23 protein-coding genes are annotated in these 23,074 nt (G+C 73.0%); 4 read left to right on the plus strand and 19 right to left on the minus strand.

The features are described 5' to 3' along the window. Positions 1 to 54: 54 nt before the first annotated feature. The 11 genes from IH80_RS0127840 to IH80_RS0127890 form a co-directional block, all read right to left on the minus strand. Entirely contained in the window at positions 55 to 834 is a 780-nt protein-coding gene (locus IH80_RS0127840; protein WP_030964163.1) for an HAD-IIA family hydrolase, read from the minus strand. A 127-nt stretch (positions 835 to 961) separates the two neighbouring features. After that, a complete protein-coding gene (locus IH80_RS0127845) occupies positions 962 to 2,482 on the minus strand; it encodes an alkaline phosphatase family protein (protein ID WP_030964165.1) in 1,521 nt (506 codons plus the stop codon). Between the two features lie 147 nt (positions 2,483 to 2,629). Further along, a complete protein-coding gene (locus IH80_RS0127850; protein WP_030964166.1) occupies positions 2,630 to 3,712 on the minus strand; it encodes a 2-aminoethylphosphonate ABC transporter substrate-binding protein in 1,083 nt (360 codons plus the stop codon). A gap of 73 nt (positions 3,713 to 3,785) precedes the next feature. Continuing rightward, positions 3,786 to 4,583 (minus strand): ABC transporter permease, encoded by a 798-nt coding sequence (locus tag IH80_RS0127855; RefSeq protein ID WP_030964167.1) that lies wholly within the window; start codon positions 4,581 to 4,583, stop codon positions 3,786 to 3,788. Next, complete coding sequence (locus IH80_RS0127860; RefSeq protein ID WP_420708867.1) at positions 4,570 to 5,415, minus strand: 2-aminoethylphosphonate ABC transporter permease subunit; 846 nt, start codon at positions 5,413 to 5,415, stop codon at positions 4,570 to 4,572. Before IH80_RS0127860 ends, IH80_RS0127855 begins: the two co-directional genes overlap by 14 nt. A gap of 148 nt (positions 5,416 to 5,563) precedes the next feature. After that, complete coding sequence (locus IH80_RS0127865) at positions 5,564 to 6,613, minus strand: ABC transporter ATP-binding protein (protein WP_030964170.1); 1,050 nt, start codon at positions 6,611 to 6,613, stop codon at positions 5,564 to 5,566. Next, a complete protein-coding gene (locus IH80_RS0127870; protein WP_078906777.1) occupies positions 6,610 to 7,410 on the minus strand; it encodes a phosphonatase-like hydrolase in 801 nt (266 codons plus the stop codon). Before IH80_RS0127870 ends, IH80_RS0127865 begins: the two co-directional genes overlap by 4 nt. 5 nt (positions 7,411 to 7,415) lie before the next feature. Then, complete coding sequence (locus IH80_RS0127875) at positions 7,416 to 8,543, minus strand: TIGR03364 family FAD-dependent oxidoreductase (protein ID WP_030964172.1); 1,128 nt, start codon at positions 8,541 to 8,543, stop codon at positions 7,416 to 7,418. 157 nt (positions 8,544 to 8,700) lie between these two features. Next, a complete protein-coding gene (locus tag IH80_RS0127880; protein ID WP_030964173.1) occupies positions 8,701 to 9,465 on the minus strand; it encodes a GntR family transcriptional regulator in 765 nt (254 codons plus the stop codon). A gap of 315 nt (positions 9,466 to 9,780) precedes the next feature. Continuing rightward, on the minus strand, positions 9,781 to 10,539 hold the full coding sequence (locus IH80_RS0127885) for a hypothetical protein (RefSeq protein WP_030964175.1): 759 nt from the start codon (positions 10,537 to 10,539) through the stop codon (positions 9,781 to 9,783). 594 nt (positions 10,540 to 11,133) lie between these two features. After that, the gene (locus tag IH80_RS0127890) at positions 11,134 to 12,369 is read right to left on the minus strand and encodes an ROK family transcriptional regulator (RefSeq protein WP_051810035.1); all 1,236 of its coding nucleotides are present in this window, start codon (positions 12,367 to 12,369) and stop codon (positions 11,134 to 11,136) included. A 56-nt stretch (positions 12,370 to 12,425) separates the two neighbouring features. On the opposite strand from IH80_RS0127890, the gene IH80_RS0127895 reads away from it, so the two are divergent. Beyond that, the gene (locus IH80_RS0127895; RefSeq protein WP_030964177.1) at positions 12,426 to 13,532 is read left to right on the plus strand and encodes a Gfo/Idh/MocA family oxidoreductase; all 1,107 of its coding nucleotides are present in this window, start codon (positions 12,426 to 12,428) and stop codon (positions 13,530 to 13,532) included. 214 nt (positions 13,533 to 13,746) lie between these two features. Here IH80_RS0127895 and IH80_RS0127900 read toward each other — a convergent pair whose 3' ends face one another. The 4 genes from IH80_RS0127900 to IH80_RS0127915 all read right to left on the minus strand — a co-directional run bounded on the left by IH80_RS0127900 (position 13,747) and on the right by IH80_RS0127915 (position 17,035). Continuing rightward, positions 13,747 to 14,604: a fumarylacetoacetate hydrolase family protein gene (locus IH80_RS0127900; protein ID WP_030964179.1), complete on the minus strand. Its 858-nt coding sequence runs from the start codon at positions 14,602 to 14,604 to the stop codon at positions 13,747 to 13,749. Positions 14,605 to 14,726: 122 nt separating this feature from the next. Further along, positions 14,727 to 15,623: a hypothetical protein gene (locus IH80_RS41055; protein WP_107056915.1), complete on the minus strand. Its 897-nt coding sequence runs from the start codon at positions 15,621 to 15,623 to the stop codon at positions 14,727 to 14,729. Between the two features lie 112 nt (positions 15,624 to 15,735). Continuing rightward, the gene (locus IH80_RS0127910) at positions 15,736 to 16,089 is read right to left on the minus strand and encodes a DUF6412 domain-containing protein (RefSeq protein WP_107056916.1); all 354 of its coding nucleotides are present in this window, start codon (positions 16,087 to 16,089) and stop codon (positions 15,736 to 15,738) included. Between the two features lie 148 nt (positions 16,090 to 16,237). Beyond that, positions 16,238 to 17,035 (minus strand): class E sortase, encoded by a 798-nt coding sequence (locus IH80_RS0127915; RefSeq protein WP_030964183.1) that lies wholly within the window; start codon positions 17,033 to 17,035, stop codon positions 16,238 to 16,240. 74 nt (positions 17,036 to 17,109) lie between these two features. On the opposite strand from IH80_RS0127915, the gene IH80_RS0127920 reads away from it, so the two are divergent. Next, the gene (locus IH80_RS0127920; RefSeq protein ID WP_030964184.1) at positions 17,110 to 18,105 is read left to right on the plus strand and encodes an SEC-C metal-binding domain-containing protein; all 996 of its coding nucleotides are present in this window, start codon (positions 17,110 to 17,112) and stop codon (positions 18,103 to 18,105) included. 31 nt (positions 18,106 to 18,136) lie between these two features. On the opposite strand, the gene IH80_RS0127925 is transcribed toward IH80_RS0127920, so the two are convergent. The 3 genes from IH80_RS0127925 to IH80_RS44925 are packed head-to-tail and all read right to left on the minus strand — an operon-like array spanning position 18,137 to position 19,615. Next, positions 18,137 to 19,066: a YDG/SRA domain-containing protein gene (locus tag IH80_RS0127925; RefSeq protein WP_078906778.1), complete on the minus strand. Its 930-nt coding sequence runs from the start codon at positions 19,064 to 19,066 to the stop codon at positions 18,137 to 18,139. A gap of 51 nt (positions 19,067 to 19,117) precedes the next feature. Then, the gene (locus IH80_RS0127930; protein WP_030964189.1) at positions 19,118 to 19,414 is read right to left on the minus strand and encodes a hypothetical protein; all 297 of its coding nucleotides are present in this window, start codon (positions 19,412 to 19,414) and stop codon (positions 19,118 to 19,120) included. A 39-nt stretch (positions 19,415 to 19,453) separates the two neighbouring features. Continuing rightward, positions 19,454 to 19,615, minus strand: a complete 162-nt coding sequence (locus tag IH80_RS44925) for a hypothetical protein (protein ID WP_158943641.1) — start codon at positions 19,613 to 19,615, stop codon at positions 19,454 to 19,456. Positions 19,616 to 19,831: 216 nt separating this feature from the next. Here IH80_RS44925 and IH80_RS0127940 point away from each other — a divergent pair, with 216 nt between their 5' ends. Together IH80_RS0127940 and IH80_RS0127945 are read left to right on the plus strand one after the other, a co-directional pair. Then, on the plus strand, positions 19,832 to 20,368 hold the full coding sequence (locus IH80_RS0127940; RefSeq protein WP_234432405.1) for a GNAT family N-acetyltransferase: 537 nt from the start codon (positions 19,832 to 19,834) through the stop codon (positions 20,366 to 20,368). Between the two features lie 34 nt (positions 20,369 to 20,402). Further along, complete coding sequence (locus tag IH80_RS0127945) at positions 20,403 to 21,419, plus strand: hypothetical protein (RefSeq protein WP_051810042.1); 1,017 nt, start codon at positions 20,403 to 20,405, stop codon at positions 21,417 to 21,419. Here the strand turns inward: IH80_RS0127945 and IH80_RS0127950 are convergent. Beyond that, entirely contained in the window at positions 21,389 to 22,777 is a 1,389-nt protein-coding gene (locus IH80_RS0127950; protein WP_078906779.1) for a DUF445 domain-containing protein, read from the minus strand. The two genes, IH80_RS0127945 and IH80_RS0127950, sit on opposite strands and share 31 nt — an antisense overlap. Positions 22,778 to 23,074: the final 297 nt, after the last annotated feature.

Consider the following 23,074-nt stretch of genomic DNA (forward strand, 5'->3'; position numbering starts at 1 on the left):
CCGGAGGCCCAACCGCCCGGAGGCCCAACCGCCCGGCCGCCCGGTTGCCGGCCGTCAGACCAGGTCGACCAGGTCGGCGATCGAGGGGACCGTCCTGGTCGGGCGGTACGGGAACTTCTCGGTGTCCTGCTCGGTGGTCAGACCGGTCAGCACGAGGAAGGTCTGCATGCCCGCCTCCAGTCCGGCCAGCACGTCCGTGTCCATCCGGTCGCCGATCATCGCGCTGGTCTCCGAATGCGCGCCGATGGCGTTGAGGCCGGTACGCATCATCAGCGGGTTCGGCTTGCCGGCGAAGTACGGCTGCTTGCCGGTCGCCTTCGTGATCAGCGCGGCCACGGCACCGGTGGCCGGGAGCGGGCCCTCGGTGGACGGGCCGGTCTCGTCGGGGTTGGTGCAGATGAAACGCGCCCCGGCGTTGATCAGGCGGACCGCCTTGGTCATGGCCTCGAAGCTGTACGTCCGGGTCTCGCCCAGCACCACGTAGTCGGGCTCGTGGTCGGTGAGGATGTAGCCGATGTCGTGCAGGGCGGTCGTCAGACCGGCCTCGCCGATGACGTAGGCCGTGCCGCCCGGGCGCTGGTCGTCGAGGAACTTCGCGGTGGCCAGGGCGGAGGTCCAGATGTTCTCGACGGGAACGTCCAGACCCATCCGGGCCAGGCGGGCCTGGAGGTCGCGCGGGGTGTAGATGGAGTTGTTGGTCAGCACCAGGAAGGGCTTGCCGGACTCGCGCAGCCGCTTGATGAAGGCATCGGCGCCGGGGATCGGGGTGCCCTCGTGGATGAGGACCCCGTCCATGTCGGTGAGCCACGATTCGATCGGCTTGCGCTCTGCCACTGGACTGCTCTCCGCTCTCGCTGACCTGCGACCTCGACTTCTGGTCTGTACCACCTGCTCCCCACCCTATCCGGGCCGGGCCGCGGCCGTCCCTGCCGTCCACAGCCCGGACTCCGGGGGCGGCCGGTCAGCCCAGGCGCACGTCGTCCACGGCCCAGAACCAGTTGTTGTCGCCGCTGTAGCGGAAGCGGACCTGTACGTCGGTGGCGCCGGCCGGGACCTGGAGGGCGAGGGACTCGGTCCTGGCGACGGCGTCGGCGGTGTAGGTCTTCACCACCGTCGGGGTGCCGCCGTCGTAGGAGACCAGGACCTGGGCGGTCTGGCCGGCCTCGTGGCGGTAGTGCGACCGGAAGGCGAGGGTGCGCGTACTGCCGCCCGCGACCGGCCACTTGGGCGTGACGAGGGTGGAGTCGAAGGTGCCGGTGTGGGTCTTGTCGTCCCACTCGTCGGAGTCGGCGACGGCGAAGACGTCACGGGAGCGGACGTTCAGCTCGCGCCACTGGTCGCGCTGCGACTGGGTCCAGAACTCGTCGGTCGCGAAGGCCCAGCCGGCCCACTCGGTGACGCCGCCCGTGCCCATCTTGGAGTTGTCCACGGACCAGCCGGCGGGCGGGGTGTGCGTGAAGCCCTTCACCCCGGCCGGGATGCCCGTCTCGTCCACCCGGGCCTGGAGGGCCGGGCGCACGGTGTCGAAGGGGTCGCTGTCCGGGGAGCCCAGCGGGACGCCGTCGATGCCGGGTGCGGCGACGCCGAGCTGGGCGAGGGCGGTCGCCGCCACGTCGGCGAGCTTGACGTCGTCGCGGACCGAACCGGCGGGGATCCCGGCGCCCTTGGCGATCACGAAGGTGCCGCGTTCGGCGATGGTCGAGCCGCCGTGGCCGCCGGAGGAGGTGTGGCCGTGGTCGGTGGTGACCAGGATCTTCCAGTTCTCCTGGCCGTACGTCGGGCGGTTCTGGACGGCGGTGAGCAGCTGGCCGACCAGGGCGTCGACGCGGGCGACGGCGTCGAGGTACTGCTGACTCGCGGCGCCGTAGGAGTGGCCGGCGGCGTCGATCTCGCCGAGGTAGACGAAGGCGGCGTCCGGGTTCTGGGTGCGCAGTTCGGTGGCGGCCGCGGCGGCCACCTTCGGGTCCTCGCCCCGGTAGCCGTCGCGGTCGCCCTTGAGGGAGAGGCGCTTGTCGACCTTGGCGGAGAAGATCGGGCCGTTCTGGTCGGTGGAGGTGATGGGCTCCCAGTCGGCGGCCGCGTACGTGTGGAGCGCCGGCCTGGCGTTCTCGATGCGGGTCAGGAAGTCCGGGTACGCGGCGTAGTTCTTGCCGGTGAAGGAGTTGTCCTTCACCCCGTGCTTGTCGGGCCAGACGCCGGTGGCGATGGTGGACCAGCCGGGGCCCGAGGAGGTGGCGGCCATCGGGCCCGCGTAGAGGGTGCTGCGGGCGGTCAGCCCCTGGGCCATCAGACCGTTCAGGTAGGGGGCGTTGGCGGCCTTGACGCGGTCCAGGACCGCGCCGTCGACACCGATGACGAGGACCTTGTCGGTGGCGGCGGCCGGGGCGGCGGTGGCGGGGTGGGCGCCGAGGGCGGCGGCGAGCAGGGCGGTGGCGGTGACGGCCACGGCGAGGGTGCGTCCGGCGGGGACGGCAGGCGACACGAACTCCTCCGGGAGTGATCGTGGAAGGAAGGCGCTGGGGACGTGCGCCGGGTCCGGACCGAAGGTGCGGTCTTCGGTCCAGACCCGTTATGCACGGGACACTCTGCCGGTCGTGGGTGGCCGGGAGGGTGACCTGGAAGCAACCAGTCAGCTTCCGGTTGCCGACTTCCACGCGTCGACGTAGGCGGTGAGGTTCTTGTCGACGTCCGCCCAGTCCGGCTCGAATACCTCGACACCGTTCATGAGCCGCGTGAGTTCGACGGCGTTGGCGTCGGTGGGCTTGACGTCGGTGCGGGCCGGGAAGCCGCCGCCCACCTCGCTGACCAGCTTCTGCGCCTCCTCGGTGAGCAGGTGGTCGAGGAGCTTCTTGCCGTTCTCGGTGTGCGGGGCCTTGGCGACCAGGCCCGCCGCGTAGGGCAGGGCGAAGGTGGTGGGCCTGCCGCCGTCCTTCGCGGGGAACCAGATCCCCAGGTTCGGCATGGACTTGGACTGCGCGAAGTTCATCTGGACGTCGCCGTTGGCCACGAGCAGCTCGCCCTTGTCGGTCTTGGGCGCGAGCTTGCTGGTGGAGGAGGACGGGCCGACGTTGTTGGCCTGGAGCTTCTTCAGGTAGTCCATCGCCGGCTCCTTGCCGCCGAAGTCGTGCATCGCCTTGATGAGGACGGCGGTACCGTCGCCCGCGACGCCCGGCGTGGAGTACTGCAGCTTGCCCTTGTAGCGGGCGTCCAGCAGCTCCTCCCACGTCTTGGGCGCCTCGGCGAGCTCCTTCTTGTTGTAGACGAAGCCGAAGTAGTTGTTGACGACCGAGGTCCACTTGCCGTCGGTGGACTTGTCCGCGCCGTTGACCTTGTCGGCGCCCTGGGGGACGTAGGGCTGCAGCAGGCCCTTGCCGTCGGCCTGCTGGATGAAGGGCGGCAGGGTGATCAGCACGTCGGCCTGGGTGTTGGTCTTCTCGCGGACGGCGCGCTGCACCATCTCGCCCGAGCCGCCCTCGACGTACTTGACCTCGATGCCGGTCTTCTTGGTGAAGTCGGCGAAGACCCGGTCGTACCAGCCGTCGCCCTTCTCGCTCTTGAGGCCGTCGGCGCTGTAGACGGTGACGACCTTCCCGGGGCCCTTGGAGTCGGCCGGGCCGGCCGGGGAGGCGCCGCCGCAGGCGGTCAGGGAGGCGGTCAGGGCGAGGCTGCCGGTGACGGCGGCGGCCCCGCGGAGCACGAGGGTTCTGGGCATGGAACTTCCTTACGGGGAGAGGGAGCCGGCAGGGATCAGCGGGGAGCAGCGGGGATCCGGGATCCGGCCGGGTTCAGCGGTACGCGGCCTTGGTGCGGATGCGGGAGACCGCCAGGAGGACCAGCAGGGTGGTGGCCATCAGGACCACCGCGACGGCGGAGCCGCTGAAGAGCGAACCGCGGTCGGTGGCGGTGAAGATGCGGACCGGGAGGGGCATCCAGTCCGGTGGGTAGAGCATCATCGTGGCGCTCAGCTCGCCCATGGACAGGGCGAAGCAGAGTCCGGCGGCGGCCGTGAGGGACGGCAGCAGCAGGGGGAGCCGGACCCGCCACAGCACGTAGGCGGGACGGGCGCCCAGGGAGGCCGCCGCCTGCTCGTAGGCGGGGTCGAGCCGGACGATCGCGGCCGAGACCGACTGGTGGGCGAAGGCCGTGACGAGGATGGTGTGCGCCAGGACGACGATCGAACCGGTGCCGTTGAGCAGGACGGGCGGACGGCTGAAGGCGACGAGCACGGCGAGGCCGACGACCACGGACGGCACGGCGACGGGCAGCAGGAACAGCGCGTCCAGGACACGCCTGCCCCGCTTCCTCAGCGCGGCCCCGGCCAGCGCGGCCCAGGTGCCGGCGGTGAGCGCGAGGAGGCTGGCGGCGACGGCGGTGAGCAGGCTGGTGATGAGTGCCTGGAGCGATTCGCCGCGGACGGCGGCGGTGTAGTTCGCGGTGGTCGGACCGGAGGGGAGGGCCCCGGACCAGTGGGTGGCGAAGGACGCCGCGACCACGACGAGCAGGGGCAGGGCGAAGAGGGGCACGAAGAGCAGAGCGAACACGCTCCAGGCGGCCCATCGGCCGGTCCGGCTATGCACCAGCACGCTTGCTCACCACCCGGTAGAGGCCGTACAGGCCGACGGAGATCGCGATGTTGACGACGGCGACCACGCAGGCGGCCGGGTAGTCGGATTCGAGGATGGCCTTGCCGTAGATGAGCATCGGCAGGGTCGTGACGTCCTTGGCCCCGGTGAACAGGACGATCCCGAACTCGTTGAGGCACATGACGAGGACGAGGCTGCCACCGGCGCCGAGGGCCGGGAGCGCCTCGGGCAGGATCACCTGCCGGACGATGCGGGCGGGGCGGGCGCCGAGGCCCGCGGCGACCTCCAGCTGTGCGGTGTCCAGTTGGGAGAACGCGGCGAGGAGCGGGCGGATCACGAAGGGCGTGAAGTACGTGATCTCAGCGAGGAGGACGCCCCAGGGTGTGGTGAGGAAGTGGAAGGGGCCCTCGGCTGCTCCGGTGAGCTCGGTGACGAGGCCGTTGGCCATGCCGACGGTGCCGTAGAGGAAGAGGAGGGCGAGGGTGATGAGGAAGGAGGGGAAGGAGAGGAAGACGTCGATGAACTTCGCGACGGCCCGGGCTCCGGGGAACGGCACGAAGGCGATGACCAGCGCGAGGGTGAACCCGAGGACCAGGCAGCCGAGGGTGGCCCCGACGGCCAGCCGGACAGTGGTCCCCAGTGCGTCGAGAAAGGCCCGCGACCCGAAGACGCGGGCGTAGGCGTCGAAGGCGCCGCCCCCGCCGTCGGGACTGAGTGACTGCCGGACGACGAGGGCGAGGGGATAGAGGAACAGCACCGCCAACACGGCGACGGGCGGCACCGCCCACACCCCGCGCGGAACCGCCCGGCGCGCGGCCGGCGCCCTGTCCAGCCCCGCCGGCGTTTGAGGCGCGGGGCCCGGGGCGGAGCCCTGCTCTTCCAGCCCCACCGGCGCTGGAGGCGCGGGGCGGGGGGCGGAGCCCCGGGCCTGCCCGGGGACGGGCAGGCCGGCGGTCGGCGGTGCGGCTCGCCGCGAGGCTTCAGGCATCGGTCACCCCCGCCGCCAACAGCACGGCGTCCCGCGGCTCGAAGTGCAGCGTGACCCGGTCCCCCAGTGCGGGCGTCTCCCGCAGTTCGGGGAGGTCCGCCTTCACCCGGTGGCCGTCGACATCGACGTACAGCCGGTGTGTCGAACCCCGCCACTGCACCTCGGCGATCGTGCCGCTCAGCGCGTTCGGTCCGGCGCCGAGGCCGAGCAGGTGCGGCCGTACGCACAGCGTGGCCGTGGAACCAGGCGCCGCTCGCCCTCGGTCGAGGGTCAGCGCACGGCCCTCGAAGACCGCGCCACCCTCGGCCACCGTGACCGGGAGCAGGTTCGCGTTGCCGACGAACGAGGCGGTGAACTCCGTGCGCGGGGACCGGTACAGCTGTTGCGGGGTGCCGCAGTCCTGCAGCCGGGCCCGGTCCATGACGGCGATCCGGTCGGCCAGGGTGAGGGCCTCCACCTGGTCGTGGGTGACGTACAGGATGGTCACGTCGGGCAGTTCGCGGTGCAGCCGGGCCAGTTCGGCGAGCATTCCGGAGCGCAGCTGCGCGTCGAGGGCGGAGAGGGGTTCGTCCAGCAGGAGGACACCGGGGCGGATGGCGAGGGCACGGGCGATGGCGACCCGCTGCTGCTGGCCGCCCGACAGCTCGCGCGGGTAGCGCCTGGCGTAGGCGGCCATCCCCGTCATCTCCAGGGCCTCGGCGACCCACCCGGGTATCGCGGCCCTCGGCGCCTTCTGCGCCCTGAGGCCGAAGGCGACGTTCTCCTCGACCCGCATGTGCGGGAAGAGCGCGTACTGCTGGACGACCATGCCGATGCCGCGCTTGTGCGGCGGGAGCGCGGTGACGTCCCGGCCGCCGATGAGAACCCGGCCGGCGGCGGGCCGCACGAAGCCGGCGACCGCGCGCAGGGCGGTGGTCTTGCCCGAACCGGAGGGGCCGAGCAGCGCCATCACCTCGCCCGGCTCCACGGTCAGGTCGAGGCGGTCCAGGACGGTGTTGCCGTCGTAGGCGACGCAGACCCCGTCGAAGCGGATACCGCTCACGCCGGCTCCGCGAGGAGGCGCGGCAGTTCGGTGACGGAGCCGAGGACGTGGGTCGCGCCGTGCCGGGTCAGCGTCGCGCGGTCGTGCGCTCCGGTGAGGACGCCCGCCACGGTGCCGGCGCCGGCGCGTCGCCCGCTCAGCATGTCGTAGGCGGTGTCGCCGACGACCACGATGTCGCGTACGTCGGCCACGGCGCCGGTGCGCAGGAACGCGGTCAGCACCATGTCCGGGTGGGGCCGGCCGCGGCCGCCCGCGTCGGCCGGGCAGAGGGTGAGGTCGGCGAGGTCCTTCCAGCCGAGGGCGTCGAGGACGGCGTCCTGGGTGACCCGGGCGAAGCCGGTGGTCAGGACGACGGTCCGGCCGTCGGCGCGGAGCTCTTCGATCGCGGTGCGGGCGCCGGGGACCTCGGTGACGTGGCCGCCGTCGACGAGCTCCCCGTACGCCTCCTCGAAGGCGGAGTTGGCGCGCCGGGCGAGTTCTTCCGTACCGAAGAGGTGGCGGAAGACGGAGATCTTGGACTCGCCCATGGTGGCGAGCACGTAGCGGAGCTTCTCGGCGTGGTCGGGGGTGCCGGGCCGGACGCCGAGGCGTTCGGCGGCCCGCTCGAAGGCGCGCTCGACGAGGCCGCCGTCGGCGACGGTCGTGCCGGCCATGTCGAGGACGACGAGCCGGCGGGCGCCGGCCGCCTCCTCGCAGGTCGCGGTGTCGGTGATGGTGGTGTCGGTGTCGGCAGCGGTGACGGTGGTGTCGGTATTGGTGCCGATGTCGGTGTCGGTGTCGGTGTCGGTGTCGGTCATCAGACTTACCAGCCCAGTTCGTTCGCGGTGGTCTCGGCAATGGCGGGGGAGCAGGTCATGCCGCGCCCGCCGGGTCCGGTCACCAGCCAGACGTCGTCGGCGACCTGCTGACGGTGGACGACGCGGGTGGTGTCGGTGCACTGCGCGTACACGCCCGCCCAGCGGTGCCTGGTCTTCGGCAGGGGGCGGCCCAGGAAGGACTCGACCACCTCGGTGAGGTGCTCGTAGGGGTCCTCGACGGTGTCGAAGGCGAAGGGGTGCTCGTACTCGTGGGTGTCGCCGATGGTCAGTCCGCCGTCCCGGCGCTGGACCATGAGCAGTTGCATCTTGTGCGCGGCGGCGACGGCCGTCTGGGCCTGGCCGGCGTTCAGCTCGTCGAGGGCGGCGGACCGGTAGGCGGGGTAGTAGCGGAAGCTGTCGGCGTCCGCGACGGAGGTGGTGAGCTCCTCGCCGAGCGGGGCGGTCTGCATCATCTGCAGCCGGACCCGGCGCACGGGCAGGTCGGGGGCCAGTTCGCGGACCAGCCCGGACAGCCAGGCGCCGGTGGCGAGGACCACCACGTCGCCCCGGTGGACATCACCGTGGTCGTCGCGGACGGCGCCGGGCCCGGTGACCTCGCGGACCTCGCGGCCGGGGAGGAAGGTGTAGCGGCCGCCGGCCCGGGCCATCAGGGCATTGCGCAGGTGCAGTTGGGCGGTACGGGGCTCCACCGCCGCGTCCCGCTCGCACCACAGGGCGGCCTCGAACGCACCGCGCAGGGCCGGGTTGATCCTGCGCGCCTCCTCGGCGCCGAGCAGCGCGTAGCCGCGGGCGGCGGAGTCCGGGCGGGCGAGGGCCGCCTCGGCGACGGCGTACTCACGGGCGGTGCGGACCGGGGTGAGGGAGCCGTTGGCCCGGAAGCCCAGGCCGGGCACCTCCGCGCCGATGCGCTCCCAGAGCTCGCGGGCGCGCAGGGCGGTGGCGAGTTCCTCCCCTCCGGCTCGGCCACTGATCCAGATCTGGCCGAAATTGCGCAGTGAGGCGCCACGCGCCTCGGCCTCACGCTCGATCTGGACGACCTCGTGGCCGCGTTCGACTGCTTGCCAGGCGTGCATGGTGCCGACCACGCCGCCTCCGACGACTATGACTCTCACGCCGCCAACGGTGGGCGCGGCCCGTGACCCGGGAGGGTCGGTCCGGCGACGCGCCGGTGAACAGCCCTCGACGCTTGGACTAGACCCGTTACCTTTCTGTGACTTCACTGCGCCCCTTTTATGCCGATACGGGTGGTGTGCCGCGGGCGATGCAGGACTATTCGGCCCGCAGGCGGGTCGTGAAGCTGAACCGGTCACCACGGTAGAGCGAACGCACCCGTTCCAGGGGCCTGCCCTCCTGGTCCCGTGAGAAACGGTGGATGAGCAGCATGGGAAGGGCCGGCGGGGTGCCGATCAGCAGGGCCTCGCGGGGGGTCGCGAGCACGGTCTCCAGCTTCTCGTCGGCCTCGCCGAAAGAGATGCCGAGGCTGTCGCGGAGGTAGCCGTAGAAGGAGGAGTCCGGCTGGAAATCGGCGTTCAGGCGGGGGGCGCGGGCCACCCGGATGTACGTGCTCTCCAGGCCGACGCGCTCGTCGTCCGCGAGCAGGACCCGCTCCAGGTGCCAGACGGGCTCGCCGGGCTCGGCCCCGATCCCGGGCGCGAGGTCGGGCGGGCAGGGGAACTCCTCCAGGCCGATCAGCTGCCGGCCGGGGCGGCGGCCCTGGCGGCGCACGCCCTCGGTGTAGCTGGCGAGGGAGAGCGGCTGTTCCAGTTTGGGCCCGGCGACGACGGTCCCGCGGCCGGATCGGCGCAGCCGGCCCTCCAGCAGCAGCTCGCGCAGGGCCTGCCGGACGGTCTCGCGGGACACCTCGTAACGCTCGGCCAGATCCCGCTCGGTGGGCAGGGTCCCGCCCTCGCCGAGCTCGTCGAGAAGCTCGGCGATCCGGGCCTTGACGGCGTAGTACTTGGGGATGCGGCCGTGCTCGGGGATACCGGACCGCACGGGCGAGCCGGGGCGGTGACCCGGGAGGTTCTTTTCCACAACGGGACTCTATGCGGGGCGACCTCGACGTCCGTACGGGACTCCGCACGGACGGGGGGGCGGGACCTGCGGGCGGCCTACGGGCGCGTCGGACGTGGAGGCGGGACCTGCGGGCGACCTACGGGCGCGGGCGGAGGTGGGGGGCGGGACCTCCGGGCGGCCTACGGGCGCTTCGGACGTGGAGGCGGGACCTGCGGGCGACCTACTACGGGACTCCGCACGGACGTGGGGGCGGACCCCCGGGCCAGGCCGCCTCCGGGCCTCCGCACGGACGGAGAGCGGGATCTGCGGGCGGCCTACGGGCGCGGGCGGAGGTCAGTGCGCGCGGGTGCGGGCCCGGTTGCGGAGCCGGCGGGCCCCCAGCAGGAGGCCGCCGCCCGCGGCGAGGGCGGCCACGGACCCTGCGCCGTACGCCCACTCCCGGGGACCGGTGTGGGCGAGCGAACCGGCCTCGACGGAGTCGTCGGACTCCTCGACGGAGAACCGGTAGCCGCCCGCCTCGCCGACCCAGTCCCCGTCGTCACCCTTGCGCTGCACGAGGGCGGCGTCGGCGACGACCTCACCGGTGGGGGCGTCGGGGGCGAAGGCGAGGCCGACCTTGACGGTCCGGGTGCCGCCGGGGCCCACGGTGAAGCCGGGGAAGGCCTCGCCGCCGTCGAAGACGGCGATGATCTCGTCGCGGTCGCTGCGTTCGAGGCCCGCGGGCAGGACGCCGTCCGGGGTCTCGAACTCCATCCGCAGGTGGGCCGGGCGCAGGGTGCGGGCCTTGTCGGTGAGGACCACGACGGGATGGATGGCCTTGCACTCGGAGTCCGTGGTGTTGGTCAGGTCCAGGTACCAGGTCTGCAGCTCACCGCCGGTGCGGTACACGGCCGGGCCCCCGCGGATGCGCGCCCCGATGGGAAAAGCGGAACTCTTGCCGTCGCCACAGGTGGCCTGGACGCGGGACGGCATCGCGGGCGCGGGACGGGCACCGCCACCGGTGCCGATGTCCGCGCCCGCGGTCGGTGCGGTGAGGGCGGCCAGGACGGCGGAGAGGAAGGCGGTGAGGGGAAGGGCTTGGCGCAGTCGCATGGAAGACCTTCGCTGCTCGCCGGACAGGACGATGGTCGGACGAAGTGATCATCACCCCGGCCTGCCCGCACCTTGCCACGTCCGCACGTTCCCTCTCCGCGCACCACGCCCGAGTCGTTCCGGTTTACGCCCGATTGCCTCACAGGTCAACCCCGTCCACCCCAGGCCCACGGACACCTGAGCCACGGGGCCCGGGGCGAAGCCCCGCTCTTCCAGCCCGGATGCCCTTCCCAGCCCGGCTCCACTTCCCGGACCTACCGACGATTAGTGCCCGGGGGCGGGACGGAGACCCGCTCTTCCAGCCCGCCGCGCCATCCCGACCCCGCTGGCGCTTGAGGCACGCGCCCGGGGCGGAGCCCCGCTCTTCAGCCCTGCCGCCCATCCCAGCCCGGCCGCACTTCCCCCTCGCCGCACCTTCCCGGCGGCCCTGCCGCACCCTCCGGCGGCCCCGCCGCACATCCCGGCCCCGCCGACGCCTGAGCCACGGGGCCCGGGGCGGAGCCCCGCTCTTTCAGCCCCGCCGGCGTTTGAGGCGCGGGGGCCTGGGGGCCGGCGCCCCCGCAACGGCGCCGCACCCGCGCGCCCCGCGAACCGTCACCCCGCACGCCCGAACAACGACGTCAGCGCCATCTCCGCCGCCCCCTCCGCCACACCCGCCCCCGCGAGGGCGACCACCGGCCGGGCCGGATCCAACGCGCGGGCCGCGAGAACGGCCCCGACACCGGCTACGAAGACGTCCGGCGCCGACGCCACCACCCGCCCGCCGAGCAGCACCCGGTCCACGTCCAGCAGCGCGACCAGGTTGGCCGCGGCCTCACCCACGATCCGCGCCGCCCCGGGAAGATCACCTCGGGCCACCGCCTCCAGGCACAGCACCTCCACGCAGCCGCGCGCCCCGCACCGGCACGGCGGGCCGTCCAGCAGGAGCACCTGGTGACCGAACTCCCCCGCCGCCGAGCGCGCACCCCGGTAGACCCCGCCGCCCAGCCACAGCCCGGCCCCGAGCCCCGTCCCGACATGCAGGTACACGCAGGTGTGGGGCACGCCACCGGCAAGGCCGCCCCCGGCGACCGCCCCCACATCCGCAGACGCAGCAGCGGCACCCGCCCCCGCGGCCACTGGAGCCACCGCCGCCACATCCGCATCGGAGCCCGCATCCGGCCAGGTGGCTCGGAGCCACGCCCCGGCGGCCGCGGCCGCGCCGGCGTTCGTGTCCTTGTCCAGCAGCACCGGAAGGCCCAGCCTCCCCTCCAGCACCCCCCGCAGCGGGAAGCCCTTCCAGCTCGGGAACCCGGTCACCCGCCCCATCACCCCGGCCCGGTGGTCCAGCGGCCCCGGCGCGGCCACGCCGACGCCCAGGAGCGGCGGCCCGTACGGATCACCGAGCCGCGCGACCGCCCGTACGACCGCCTCCACCGCCACCTCCGGTCCGGCCCCGAAGTCGAGCGGGCCGCCGCTGTCGGCGACCACGCAGCCCGCCAGGTCCACCCGTACCGCCCTGAGCACGTCGCGGTCCAGGTGCACTCCTACCGCGTGCCGCGCGTCCGGCACCAGCCGGAGCAGGGTGCGCGGCTTGCCGCCGGTGGACGCCGCGCGGCCGGCCTCCGCGACCAGGCCGTCCGCGCCGAGGCGTGCCGTGATCTTGCTGACGGCCTGGGGAGTGAGCCCCGTGCGGGCGGCGAGTTCCGTACGGCCCAGGCCCACCGGTCCGGCGCCGCGCAGCAGGTCCAGCACCAGTGCCTCGTTGTGGCCGCGCAGCGCAGGCAGGTTCACCCCGCCACGCCGACCGTTCGCATCGCTGTGGCCGCTGTTCCTGCTACCCCTGTTCACGAGCCCATTGTCCACCCTCCTTGCACTTTGACAACACTGTTGCGAAAGTGGTCCCCATGAGCACCTCCGCCCCCACCGCACCACTCCGCGTCGGCGTCATCGGCTACGGACTCGCCGGTTCCGTCTTCCACGCCCCCCTCGTGGGCGCCACGGACGGACTCGTCCTCGACACGGTCGTCACCTCCGACCCGGCCCGGCAGGCCCAGGCCCGCGCGGAGTTCCCCGACGTCCACACCGCCACGACCGCCGACGAGCTGTGGGAGCGCGACCTCGACCTCGTCGTGATCGCCTCGCCCAACAAAACGCACGTCCCGCTCGCCACCACCGCCCTCGAAGCCGGCATCCCGGTGGTCGTGGACAAACCGCTCGCCGCCACCGCCGCCGAGGCCCGGGCGCTCGGCGCCCTGGCCGACCGGCGCGGGACCTTCCTCTCCGTCTTCCAGAACCGCCGCTGGGACAACGACTTCCTCACCCTGCGCCGCCTGATCGCCGACGACGAACTCGGCGAGATCCAGCGCTTCGAGTCCCGCTTCGAGCGCTGGCGCCCGCAACTGAAGGGCGGCTGGCGCGAGTCGGGCGCACCGGAGGAGATCGGCGGCCTCCTGTACGACCTGGGCAGTCACGTCGTCGACCAGGCCCTCGTGCTGTTCGGGCCCGCGGTACGGGTCTACGCGGAGACCGACACGCGCCGCCCGGGCGCCGAGACGGACGACGACACCTTCATCGCCCTCACGCACGCGAACGGGGTCCGCTCCCACCTCTACGTCAGCGCGACCACCGCCCAGCTCGGGCCGCGGTTCCGCGTGCTCGGCTCCCGGGCCGGCTACGTGAAGTACGGCCTGGACCCGCAGGAGGGGGCCCTGCGGGAGGGGCTGCGGCCGGACGGACGGCTGCCCTGGGGCGAGGAACCCCCGCACCTGTGGGGGCGGGTGGGGTCGGGCGAGTCCCCGCTGACCGGTGGCGGGGCTCCGGTGCCGACCGAACTGGGCGACTACCCGGCGTATTACGCGGCGGTGGCGGCCGCCCTGCGCACGGGCGGGCCGGCCCCGGTCACGGCACTGGAGGCCGCGCACTGCCTCGACGTACTGGAGGCGGCCCGCATGTCCTCCCAGGAGGGCGTGGCCGTGGAACTCCCCCTCACCGCGGAGCACGGAACCGCGTGACGTCCCGGCGTCCGCAGGCACCCGTGCAGGCGGACGCGGACGCACATGCGGACGCGACGCACGCGTGAACGGCGCGGACACCCGCGTGAACGGCGCGGACACCCGCGTGAACGCACGAACGCGCTCGGACCCGGAAAGGGCGGGGCCGCCACCACGGCAGCCCCGCCCTTCCCTTCCCTACGCCTGCTCCGCTCCGCTCCGCTCCCGACGAGGGCTACGCGCCCTTGAACTCCTGGCGCTGACGGCCCAGCCCCTCGATCTTCAGCTCCACGACGTCACCCGCCCGCAGGTACGGCTTCGGCTCCTGCTGGCCCATCGCCACACCGGCCGGCGTACCGGTGACGATGACGTCGCCCGGGTACAGGGTCATGAACCGGCTCAGGTACCGGACGACCTCGCCGACCGGGAAGATCTGGTCAGAGGTGTTGCCGTCCTGCTTGAGCTCCCCGTTGACCCACAGTTTCACGTCCAGGAGCTGCGGGTCCGGGATCTCGTCGGCGGTCGCCAGCCACGGGCCGAGCGGGGTGAAGGTCTCGCAGTTCTTGCCCTTGTCCCAGGTGCCGCCGCGCTCGATCTGGAACTCGCGTTCCGACACGTCGTTGACCAGCACGTAGCCGCCCACGTGCGCCAGACCCTGCTCCGCGGAGTCCAGGTACCGGGCGGTGCTGCCGATGACGACACCGAGCTCGGCCTCCCAGTCGGTCTTCACGCTGCCGCGCGGGATCAGGACCGTGTCGTCGGGGCCGGCCACCGTGTCCGCCGCCTTCAGGAAGAGGATCGGCTCGGCCGGCGGCTCCGCGCCGATCTCCGCCGCGTGCCCGAAGTAGTTCAGGCCGATGCCCACGATCTTGCCGATGCGGCCCACGGGCGCGCCGATGCGCAGCCCTTCGGCGTCCAGGACCGGAAGTTCACCCGACTCCGCCGCGTCCCGCACCCGGGACAGCACCGAGTCGTCGGCGAGCAGGGCGCCGTCCACATCCGTGACCAGGCCGGACAGGTCCCGCAGGGTCCCATCGTGGTCGAGCAGCGCGGGGCGCTCCGACCCGACCGGTCCGACACGCAGCAGCTTCATGGGCATTCTCCCGTGGTCGTGGGTGGTCGGCCCACGGGCATGCCCCGGGCCGGACGATGGGTTGCGGCCATCGGAGGATTGGTTGATCCTCCAAGAAGTCCACCCAATCCGCAAGACCCTGTTCACAGACTGGAACGCGCCGCTCCGTCGGGCGCCCGCTCGACACCGGGCGTCTCGGCGAGGGCAGCGGCCCGGGCCTTGCGGTGCTCGAGCCAGGCCCGCTCCGCGACCGCCCATGCGGTGGTGGTGAGCAGGTAGAGTCCGGCGGCCAGCGGCACCACGGCCGCGGTGATCAGCGTCCCGAACGAGAGCAGTGGCAGTACGCCGCCCAGCTTGCGCATGGCTTCCTGCTGCTCGGCAGTCAGCTCGGGCAGCGCAGCAGCTCCGGCCCCGGCCCCGGCACGCTGACCGGAACCGGCACGGGCACCGGCGGCAGCGCGGGCACGAACACCGGCACCGGCACCGGCACCGGCACCGGCACCGGCGGCAGCCCGGGCACGGACACCGGCCCCACCGCCACCCCCACCCACGGCACCGGCCCCGGCTTTGCTCCCCTGCTTCGCCCTGCCGGAGCCGGTGGCGGGCTTCTTCGCCGCGTCGGCGGCAGCAGCAGCGGCCGCGGCCGCCGACCGGCGCCCGCGCACGGCACTCCAGGCGGCCACCACCGCGATCGCCCCGAACAGCGCCAGGAACACCAGCCCCTGCGCCCCGAACGGACCGCCCTCCCCGAGCGCATCGGCCCACCGCGACCCCAGCGGCGCGGCGAACAGCCGATGGCTCAGCAGCTCACCCCCCGAGGAGAACGCCTGGTACATGAGGAAGAACACGGGCAACTGCAGCAACAGGGGCAGACAGCCGGCCAGCGGCGTCGCACCGCGGAAGGCGGCCCTGCTCAGCGGGTGCAGGGCGAGCCGTACGAGCACGGTGAACAGCACGATCGCGGCAGCGGTCGCAGACTCGGCCAGCACCGGCTCGAGAAGCCGGCCCAACTCGACAACAAGGTGGGTGAAAACGGACACGTGGGCCCTCCGGAGGGTCTCGTCGAACGTCGAAAAGGTGCATTTCGGCGTGACGACCCACGAGGGGCGTAACAGTGATCAGTCAGCAGAAGGCGAGGAGAACTGCGCGCCCCTACGCGGCCGTCGGAACGAGACGGCCGGGCGCCCTGGGCCGCGACCGGCCCGAGGCATCAGGATCACGCTGCGGCAGGAACGCCGTGCGCTGCTCGCGATCACGGATCGCGGTGCGTATTCGGTGCGGCGCCACCGGCCGTACCAGCCGCGCGGCGGCGGCCAGGGCCTCGGCACCCACGGAGACGGAGGCGACGGTCGCCGCGAGGGCGACCACCACAGCGCCCAGCCCGCTCTCACCGGCGAACAGGCCGAGGGCTCCCCCGAGCAACACGAGCGGGAGCAGGACGGAGAGCGCCCGGGCCATCCGGGTGAGCGGCACGAGCGGGACTTCGTGGCGTCGTGACGGGCCCATGCGAACCTCCCCCTCTCCCTGCGCTGTTCGAACTGTCCTCGATCGATGGTAACCGGGCCCACCGACAAGGGGAGATGAGGAGGCCAGGCGGTCGGTGTCAGGGGGTCAGTGCCGGAGGGGCAGTGCCGGAGGGTCAGTGCCAGGGGGGTCAGTGCCGGAGGGTCCCCCAGACCACCAGCCGGTACTTCGAGCTGTACTCGGGCGTGCACGTGGTCAGCGTGATGTACGCGCCGGGCTCGCTGTAGCCGTACTCCGGCTTCACCACGCTCCGCGGCACCGGGGCGATCACCCCGGTGTCCCGCTCGGTCGTCTCGCTCAGGACCTTCCCCACCACGTACGTGTACCTGCGGCCCCGCATGTCCACGATCAGCTCGTCCCCCGCCCGCAACCGGTTGACGTACCGGAAGGGCTCGCCGTGGGTGTTGCGGTGACCGGCCAGCGCGAAGTTCCCCCGCTCCCCGGGCCCGGCGGTCCCGGGGTACTGCCCCGCGTACCCCTTGTCGAGGACGGCCCGCTTGTCGATGCCCTGCGCGACGGGGACGACGAGGCCGAGGCGAGGGATGCGCAGCACCGCGTACACCCGGTCCCGCGCCCCCGCCGGCCCGGCGGGCGGGGGCGGCGGGGGCGCGGGAACGGCAGCAGGACCCCCGGGAGGCGAAACGGAGGACGCCACGGAAGGCAGGACGGAAGGCAGGACGGAAGGCAGGGCGGAAGGCGAGGCGGAAGAAGGAGGGGGTGGAGGGGGAGGATCGTTCCCCCAGGCCCGCTCCAGGGCCCGGACCTGCTCCTGCGCCGCGGCGGCGGCCTGCCGGTTGGTCCACCACATCTGGTGCACCACCAGCAACAACACCACCACGCCCACGGTGACGGCCAGCTCGGCGGTCGCCCACAGGACCCCCACAAGACCGGCCCGGCGCGCCCGCCGGCCCTTCCCCTGAACCACCACAGGTATGTGATCCCGCACGGGCGGCACCCTAAGACCTCCCCCGTCAACTGACCAGCGGCAGTACGGTGTGAACCATGCGCCCCGACACGCCTGCCGAGCACATCGCCGAAGCCGAGCGCCTCATCCGCACGGCGACCCGCTACCCCGAGGACCAGGAGCCCTTGCTCCTCCAGGCCGCGGCCCACCTCGAACTGGCCGACGAACGGGACCGGGCGAGCGCCCTGTACGACCGACTCCTCTCCTCCTCACCCTCCGACCCCCACCTGATCAAGGCCCTCCAGGCGGCGAACCTCTGGGAGTACGGCCACGAGGCGGAGGCCCGCGCCCTCATCGCGGGCATCCGCGCCGCCTCCCCCAAGGACCCGGCCCCGTGGGAGGTCATCGCGGAAGCCCTCGAGGCCCACGACGAGTTGGAGGCCTCCGAGGACTGCTTCACGCAGGCCGCGACGCTCCTGATCGCGGACTCGACCCCGCTCACCCCGGCCACGACCGCCCTCCTGACGGGCCGCCACCGGGTGCGCCGCCTCCTCGGGCGCCCGCACGACGACTGGGACATGGTCGCCGACACCCGCCACATCGGCCCGATCCCGCTCGACGAGCTCCACGACCCGAAGCGCATCTGGGCCCTCGGCTCCGACGACCCGGCCGAGCTGCGCGCCGAGATCGCCCGCCTGCGCGCCGAACTGGGCGACCGCCGCGCGGCCCTCTCCCGCCCGTTCCCGGTGGCGATCCTCCACTGGCCGCAGCGCGAACTGTCCGAGCTGCTGACCAGCTACCCGACGCTCGCCTCGGAGTACGCCTCGCACGAGGCCCACCTCCGCGACATCGAGACCTCCCTGCGCGCCCTGGCCGCCTCGGGCACCACCAACCTCGGGATCGTGACGGCGAGCGTCCCCTCGTACGAGGCCTTCGCGGCCTCCGAGAAGACCTCCCCGGCCTCCCCGTCCCTCCTGGCGGAGTACGCCACGACCCTGGCAGCCCGCGGCAAAGCCACCCCCTGGCCCCCCACCCCCACCTCCCCCTGCTGGTGCACCTCGGGCAAGCCGTACGCGGAGTGCCACGGAAGCTAGGTCAGGGGACGGGACGCCCCTGAGGGACGATCTACGGGAGACGGTTCGCCCAACGTTCGCGGTGCTTGCGCGCAAACTCGATGCCGATGTTGTGCCCCTTGACCTGCGCAAGCACCGCGCGGAACTGACCGGTGACTCCGTTGATGACGTGGAGGTCGTCCGTCAGCTGCAGTGCACCCCGGTCGAACAGGGCGTGGCAGTTGGGGCACAGACACAGCACGTTTTCGAGCCGGTCGGCACCGTGGTGCGGCTTGCCGACGGCCTGTATGTGAGCCGCTTCGCTGTAGGCCTCGCCCGCAGGCGAGACGACCAGCCGCTCGCGACAGATCTGGCAGGTGTTGTCGTACAACTTCTTCACTGCGCTGGCCACCCGGGAATCGCGCACCAGGCGGTCTTGCGAAATGTAGCGGCGGGCCTGCTCCTCGAAGGTCGTCTCGTCGCCGGCCAACGGGTCCACCGGCTGACGGGGTGGCGGTACCTGCGCCGGTACGATCTTCAGGAGCTTGAACTGGCAGATGCGGAAGCCTTCCTGCCCCACCGTCATCCAGTGGTCAGCGACCCTGAACAGGCCGCGGTAGGCGTACCCCTTGGTCGCCCGCCTGCGCTTGCCCTTGGTGATCCCCAGCCCCTCGATCACCCGCACCGGGTGCCCCAGCGCCTGTGAAATGACCAGCGCCGCATTGCCGCTGTCGCCGAGGGACTGGTCGGCGTTCATCTGCCCCGAATCCCGGTCCCGTCCGCCTTCGCCGGTGTAGATGATCAGGTCACCTTCATCGCGGTCATCCACGTATCCGCCGGAGAGGACGATCGAGTCGGCGCCGGTCTTTTCCGTGCCTGAAATGCCGCGGCCCCTAAAACGGTGCACGTCGTGGGCATAGAGCTCATCGTGGCTCGGGAACCAGTCCCCCTCGCTCACGCCATCCGGAGTGCCGAACGAAACGGCTTTTGAACGCGCAGTCATCCGCGCATCATGCCAAGGATCTCCGTAGACCGAGCGAGCTTTTCGGTCGGGCTATCGGTCGGCCGTGGCGTAGGTGGTGGCGGCCATGGCGGCGGCTGCCGTGAAGACCGCGGGCCAGGCGCCGATCTTCTTCGCCAGGGGGTGCGAGCCCGCGAAGGCGGCGACGTAGGCCGCACCCAGCAGGGCCGTCGTGGTCGGCGACGTGCGGCGGTGCCACTCGCGGGCCGCGAGAGTGCCGGCCGCCGCGAGGACCACGCCGCCGAGCGGGCGCTTGCCGGTCCAGCGGGCCGCGGCGTAGCCGCCGACCAGGCCGCCTGCGGCTACGAGCGAGGTGGGGAACTGCGCCATCGTGGGGGCCTCCAGCCGTTCGAACGTCACCGCACGAGGCTAACGCGCCCGCCGCGCGAACCTGCGCGCGGCCGCCACCGCCAGCACGACCGCGGCCCCGCCCAGGACGTTGTCGGGGAGCGCGTCCTGCAGTGCCCGCGGGAGCACGGCCACGACCCCCAGGATCACGAAGAACGCCACCGCGCAGGCGGCGAGACCCATCAGGCTTCTCCTCAGGATGCTGTTGTGCACGCCGGGCTCAACGCCCGGCGCGGCGGGGCGATACGGGTCGTCCGCGACACCGTACGGAAGTCGGATTTGTCGCACACCCTCCGGATCTGTCGACCTGCCCGCCGCAGCACCGCGCAGGCGTAGATTCAGCCTTCGATAGGGGCGATACGACCCAAGCCACCCGAGCCGGCCCAAGGAGCTGCAAACGTGATCTGTTACGGACCGGCCGTCCTCGACCTCACGGACGAACTGGCCGACACCTACGGCGAGGTCTTCTCGGCCCCGCCGTGGAACGAGGATGAAGAAACCATTCGCCAGTTCGCCGTCCGGCTGCAGACGGACAGCCGGCGCCTTGGCTTCCGTACCGCCTTCGCGCAGTCGCCCCTCGGCGTCGACGGATTCGCCACCGCCTGGCTGACGCCCCGCGCCTTCCCCGCGGACCGGTCCTACGGACGGGTCGCCGCCCAGCTCGGCCGGCAGCGCGTACGGGAGCTCCTCATCGGAGCCCTGGAGATCGACGAGCTCGCCGTACGACCGCACGCGCGCGGGCGCGGCACCGGGCGCGCCCTGCTGGCGGAGATCACCGCCGACGCCCCGGACGACCGGGCCTGGCTGCTGACCGCCCGCGCGGCCACCGACACCGTGGCCACCTACCACCGGCTCGGCTGGCACGAGGTGAAGCCCCTGCCCGGCGCCGAGAACGGGGTCGTCGTCTTCCTCGCCCCGAACCACCCCTCGGCCTGAGCGTCGGCCGCCCGCCACCGGGCATACCGGGGGCATGATCACTCGTACCGCCCAACGCCAGCTGAACATGGCCACCCACCACCAGCTCCGGCAGGCCGGTATCCCGGCCGCCACCATCAGCGGCCGCAGCCGCCGCGGAGGACCCTGGCAGCGGCTCCTCCCGAGGGTCTACCTCCTGCAGACCGGCCCGCCCGACACCCGGCAGCAGGCCCTGTCCGCCGTCCTGTACGCCGCCCCGCCCACCGCGGACCCGCTCACCGGGACCACCGCCGCCCTCACCGGCGGCGCGGTCCTCGCCCTCCTCGGCATCCGCGACGCGCCGCCCGAACCCCTGGACGTCCTCGTCCGCGCCCCACGGTCGGTGGCCGCCACCGGACGCGTCCGGCCCGCCTCGACGACCCGTTGGCCCGCCACCATCACCATCGCCGGGGTGCCCAGCACCCGCCCGGTCCGGGCCGCCACCGACTTCGCGGCCCGCACGGACGACCCGGACCTCGTGCGCTCCGTCCTCGCGAACGTCGTCCAGGGCGGCTGGTGCCACCCCCACGACCTGCACGCCGAACTGCGCGCCGCCCGGGTCCGGCACCGCCCCGCCGTCCGCGCCGCCGCCGCGGAACTCGTCGCCGGCGTACGGTCGATCGCCGAGGGTCGCGCCCGCGACACCCTGTCCGCCACCGACCTGCCCGCCCCGCTCTGGAACGCCCGGCTCCACGAACCCGACGGGACCTTCCTCGCCAGCCCCGACGCGTACTGGCCCGAGGAGGGCGTGGCACTGGAGATCGACTCCGCGGAGTACCACTACACGCGGGACTCCTGGCAGGCCACGCTGCGCCGCAGACTCCGCATGGAGGCCCGGGGCGTCCTGGTGGTCAGCACGACGCCCGGGCTCCTGCGGGAGCGGCCCGCGGACCTGATCGCCGCCCTGCGCGCACTCCTCGCCCTGGGCGCCGCCCGCCCCGCCCCGCCGCAGATCACGGCCCGCGGACACGCCCAGCTGGAGCTGCCGCTCCCCGGAGCCCCCTACGCGCCGAAGGCGCGGGAGACCGTGTAGATCAGCAGGCCCGCCAGGGCGCCGACCACCGTGCCGTTGATACGGATGAACTGCAGGTCGCGGCCGATGTGGGCCTCGATCTTGCGGGAAGTGTGCTCGGCGTCCCAGGCCGCCACCGTGTCGGTGATCAGCGAGGTGATCTCCTTCCGGTAGGTGGTCACCACATAGACGACCGCACCCTCCATCCAGCCCTCCACTTTCGCCTGGAGGCGGCCGTCGCTGGCCAGGCGCGCGCCCAGGGACATCAGCGAGGCGCGGACCCGCAGGCGCAGCTCGCTATGCTCGTCCTCCGCCGTCGAGATGATCATCGAGCGGATCGCGGACCACGCCGAGGCGATGACGTCCTGGACCTCGTCACGGGCCAGGATCTCGGACTTGAGGCGTTCCACCTTCGCGCGCGTCGCCGTGTCCGACTGGAGGTCGGTGGCGAAGTCCCGCAGGAAGCGGTCCACCGCCGCGCGCGCCGGGTGCTCGGGCATGTCCCGCATCTCCGTGACGAAGCGGAGCAGCTCCTTGTAGACGCGCTCGCCCACCTTGCGGTCCACGAACCGGGGGGTCCAGCCGGGGGCGCCGCCCTGGACCGCGTCCGTGATCGAGTCCCCGTGGGTGATCAGCCAGTCGTGCGCCTTGGCGCAGACGAGGTCGACGGCACGGCGGTGGCCCCCGTCGGCGACGACCTTCTGCAGCGTCTTGCCGAGGCCCGGCGCGATCTCGGCGGTCTCGGCGCGCCGGGTGATGGCCTCGCCGACGACGGCCTGGACGTCGGAATCGCGCAGGACGGTCAGCGCTCCGCGCAGGGCCGTGGCCAGCTCGGCCGTGACGCGGTCGGCGTGCGCGGGCTCGGCCAGCCAGGCGCCCAGGCGGCCGCCGATGCCGAGGGCGCGGAGGCGGGCCCGGACCACGTCGGAGGAGAGGAAGTTCTCGCCGACGAACTCACCGAGGGTGACGCCGAGCTGGTCCTTCTTGGTCGGGATGATCGCGGTGTGCGGGATGGGCAGGCCGAGGGGCCGCTTGAAGAGGGCGGTGACGGCGAACCAGTCCGCGAGCGCGCCGACCATGCCGGCCTCCGCGGCGGCGGCGACGTAACCGGCCCAGCCTCCGGCGCCCCAGGCGTGCTGGGCGTACTTGGCCAGTACGTAGACCAGCGCGACCAGCAGCAGCAGGCCGGTCGCGGTGGCCTTCATCCTGCGGACGCCGCGGCGGCGCTCCTCGTCGGCGGCGTTGAACACGAACGCTCCGCGGGGCGGGGGCGGGGCCGGGGCGGCGGTGCCGCCGCTGGCTGTGCCGCCGGCTCTGGTGCGGTGGTCCACGTGGTCCTGCCTTCCCCCGGGGGCGCCGGGCGCCGGTTTTGTCTGCATAGCATCCGACTCCTGGGAGGGCGGTGGAGTTCCCGCCACGCCCTTCCGCTCCCGCGGGGGCAGCAGACCGACCCCCTGCGGGGTTGCTTTGCGGTGGTCCGGCCGGAGTGTGCGGCGGGGCCGGGGTACGGGTGTGGTGCGGGTGGGTCGGGGTGCCGGGCAGGGGTATCTCCTCGGCTCGGCGCGTGCTGCCCGGGCCCGGCCAGACGGCCCCGGTCGCGCCTCGTCCTGCGGGGACACCCCTCCCCGTCCCCCCTCCAGCAGTACGAGCCGGTTCCGGGAACGGTGGTCTTTGCT

It is taken from the genome of Streptomyces sp. NRRL S-378, assembly GCF_000720645.1.
GTDB lineage: Bacteria > Actinomycetota > Actinomycetes > Streptomycetales > Streptomycetaceae > Streptomyces.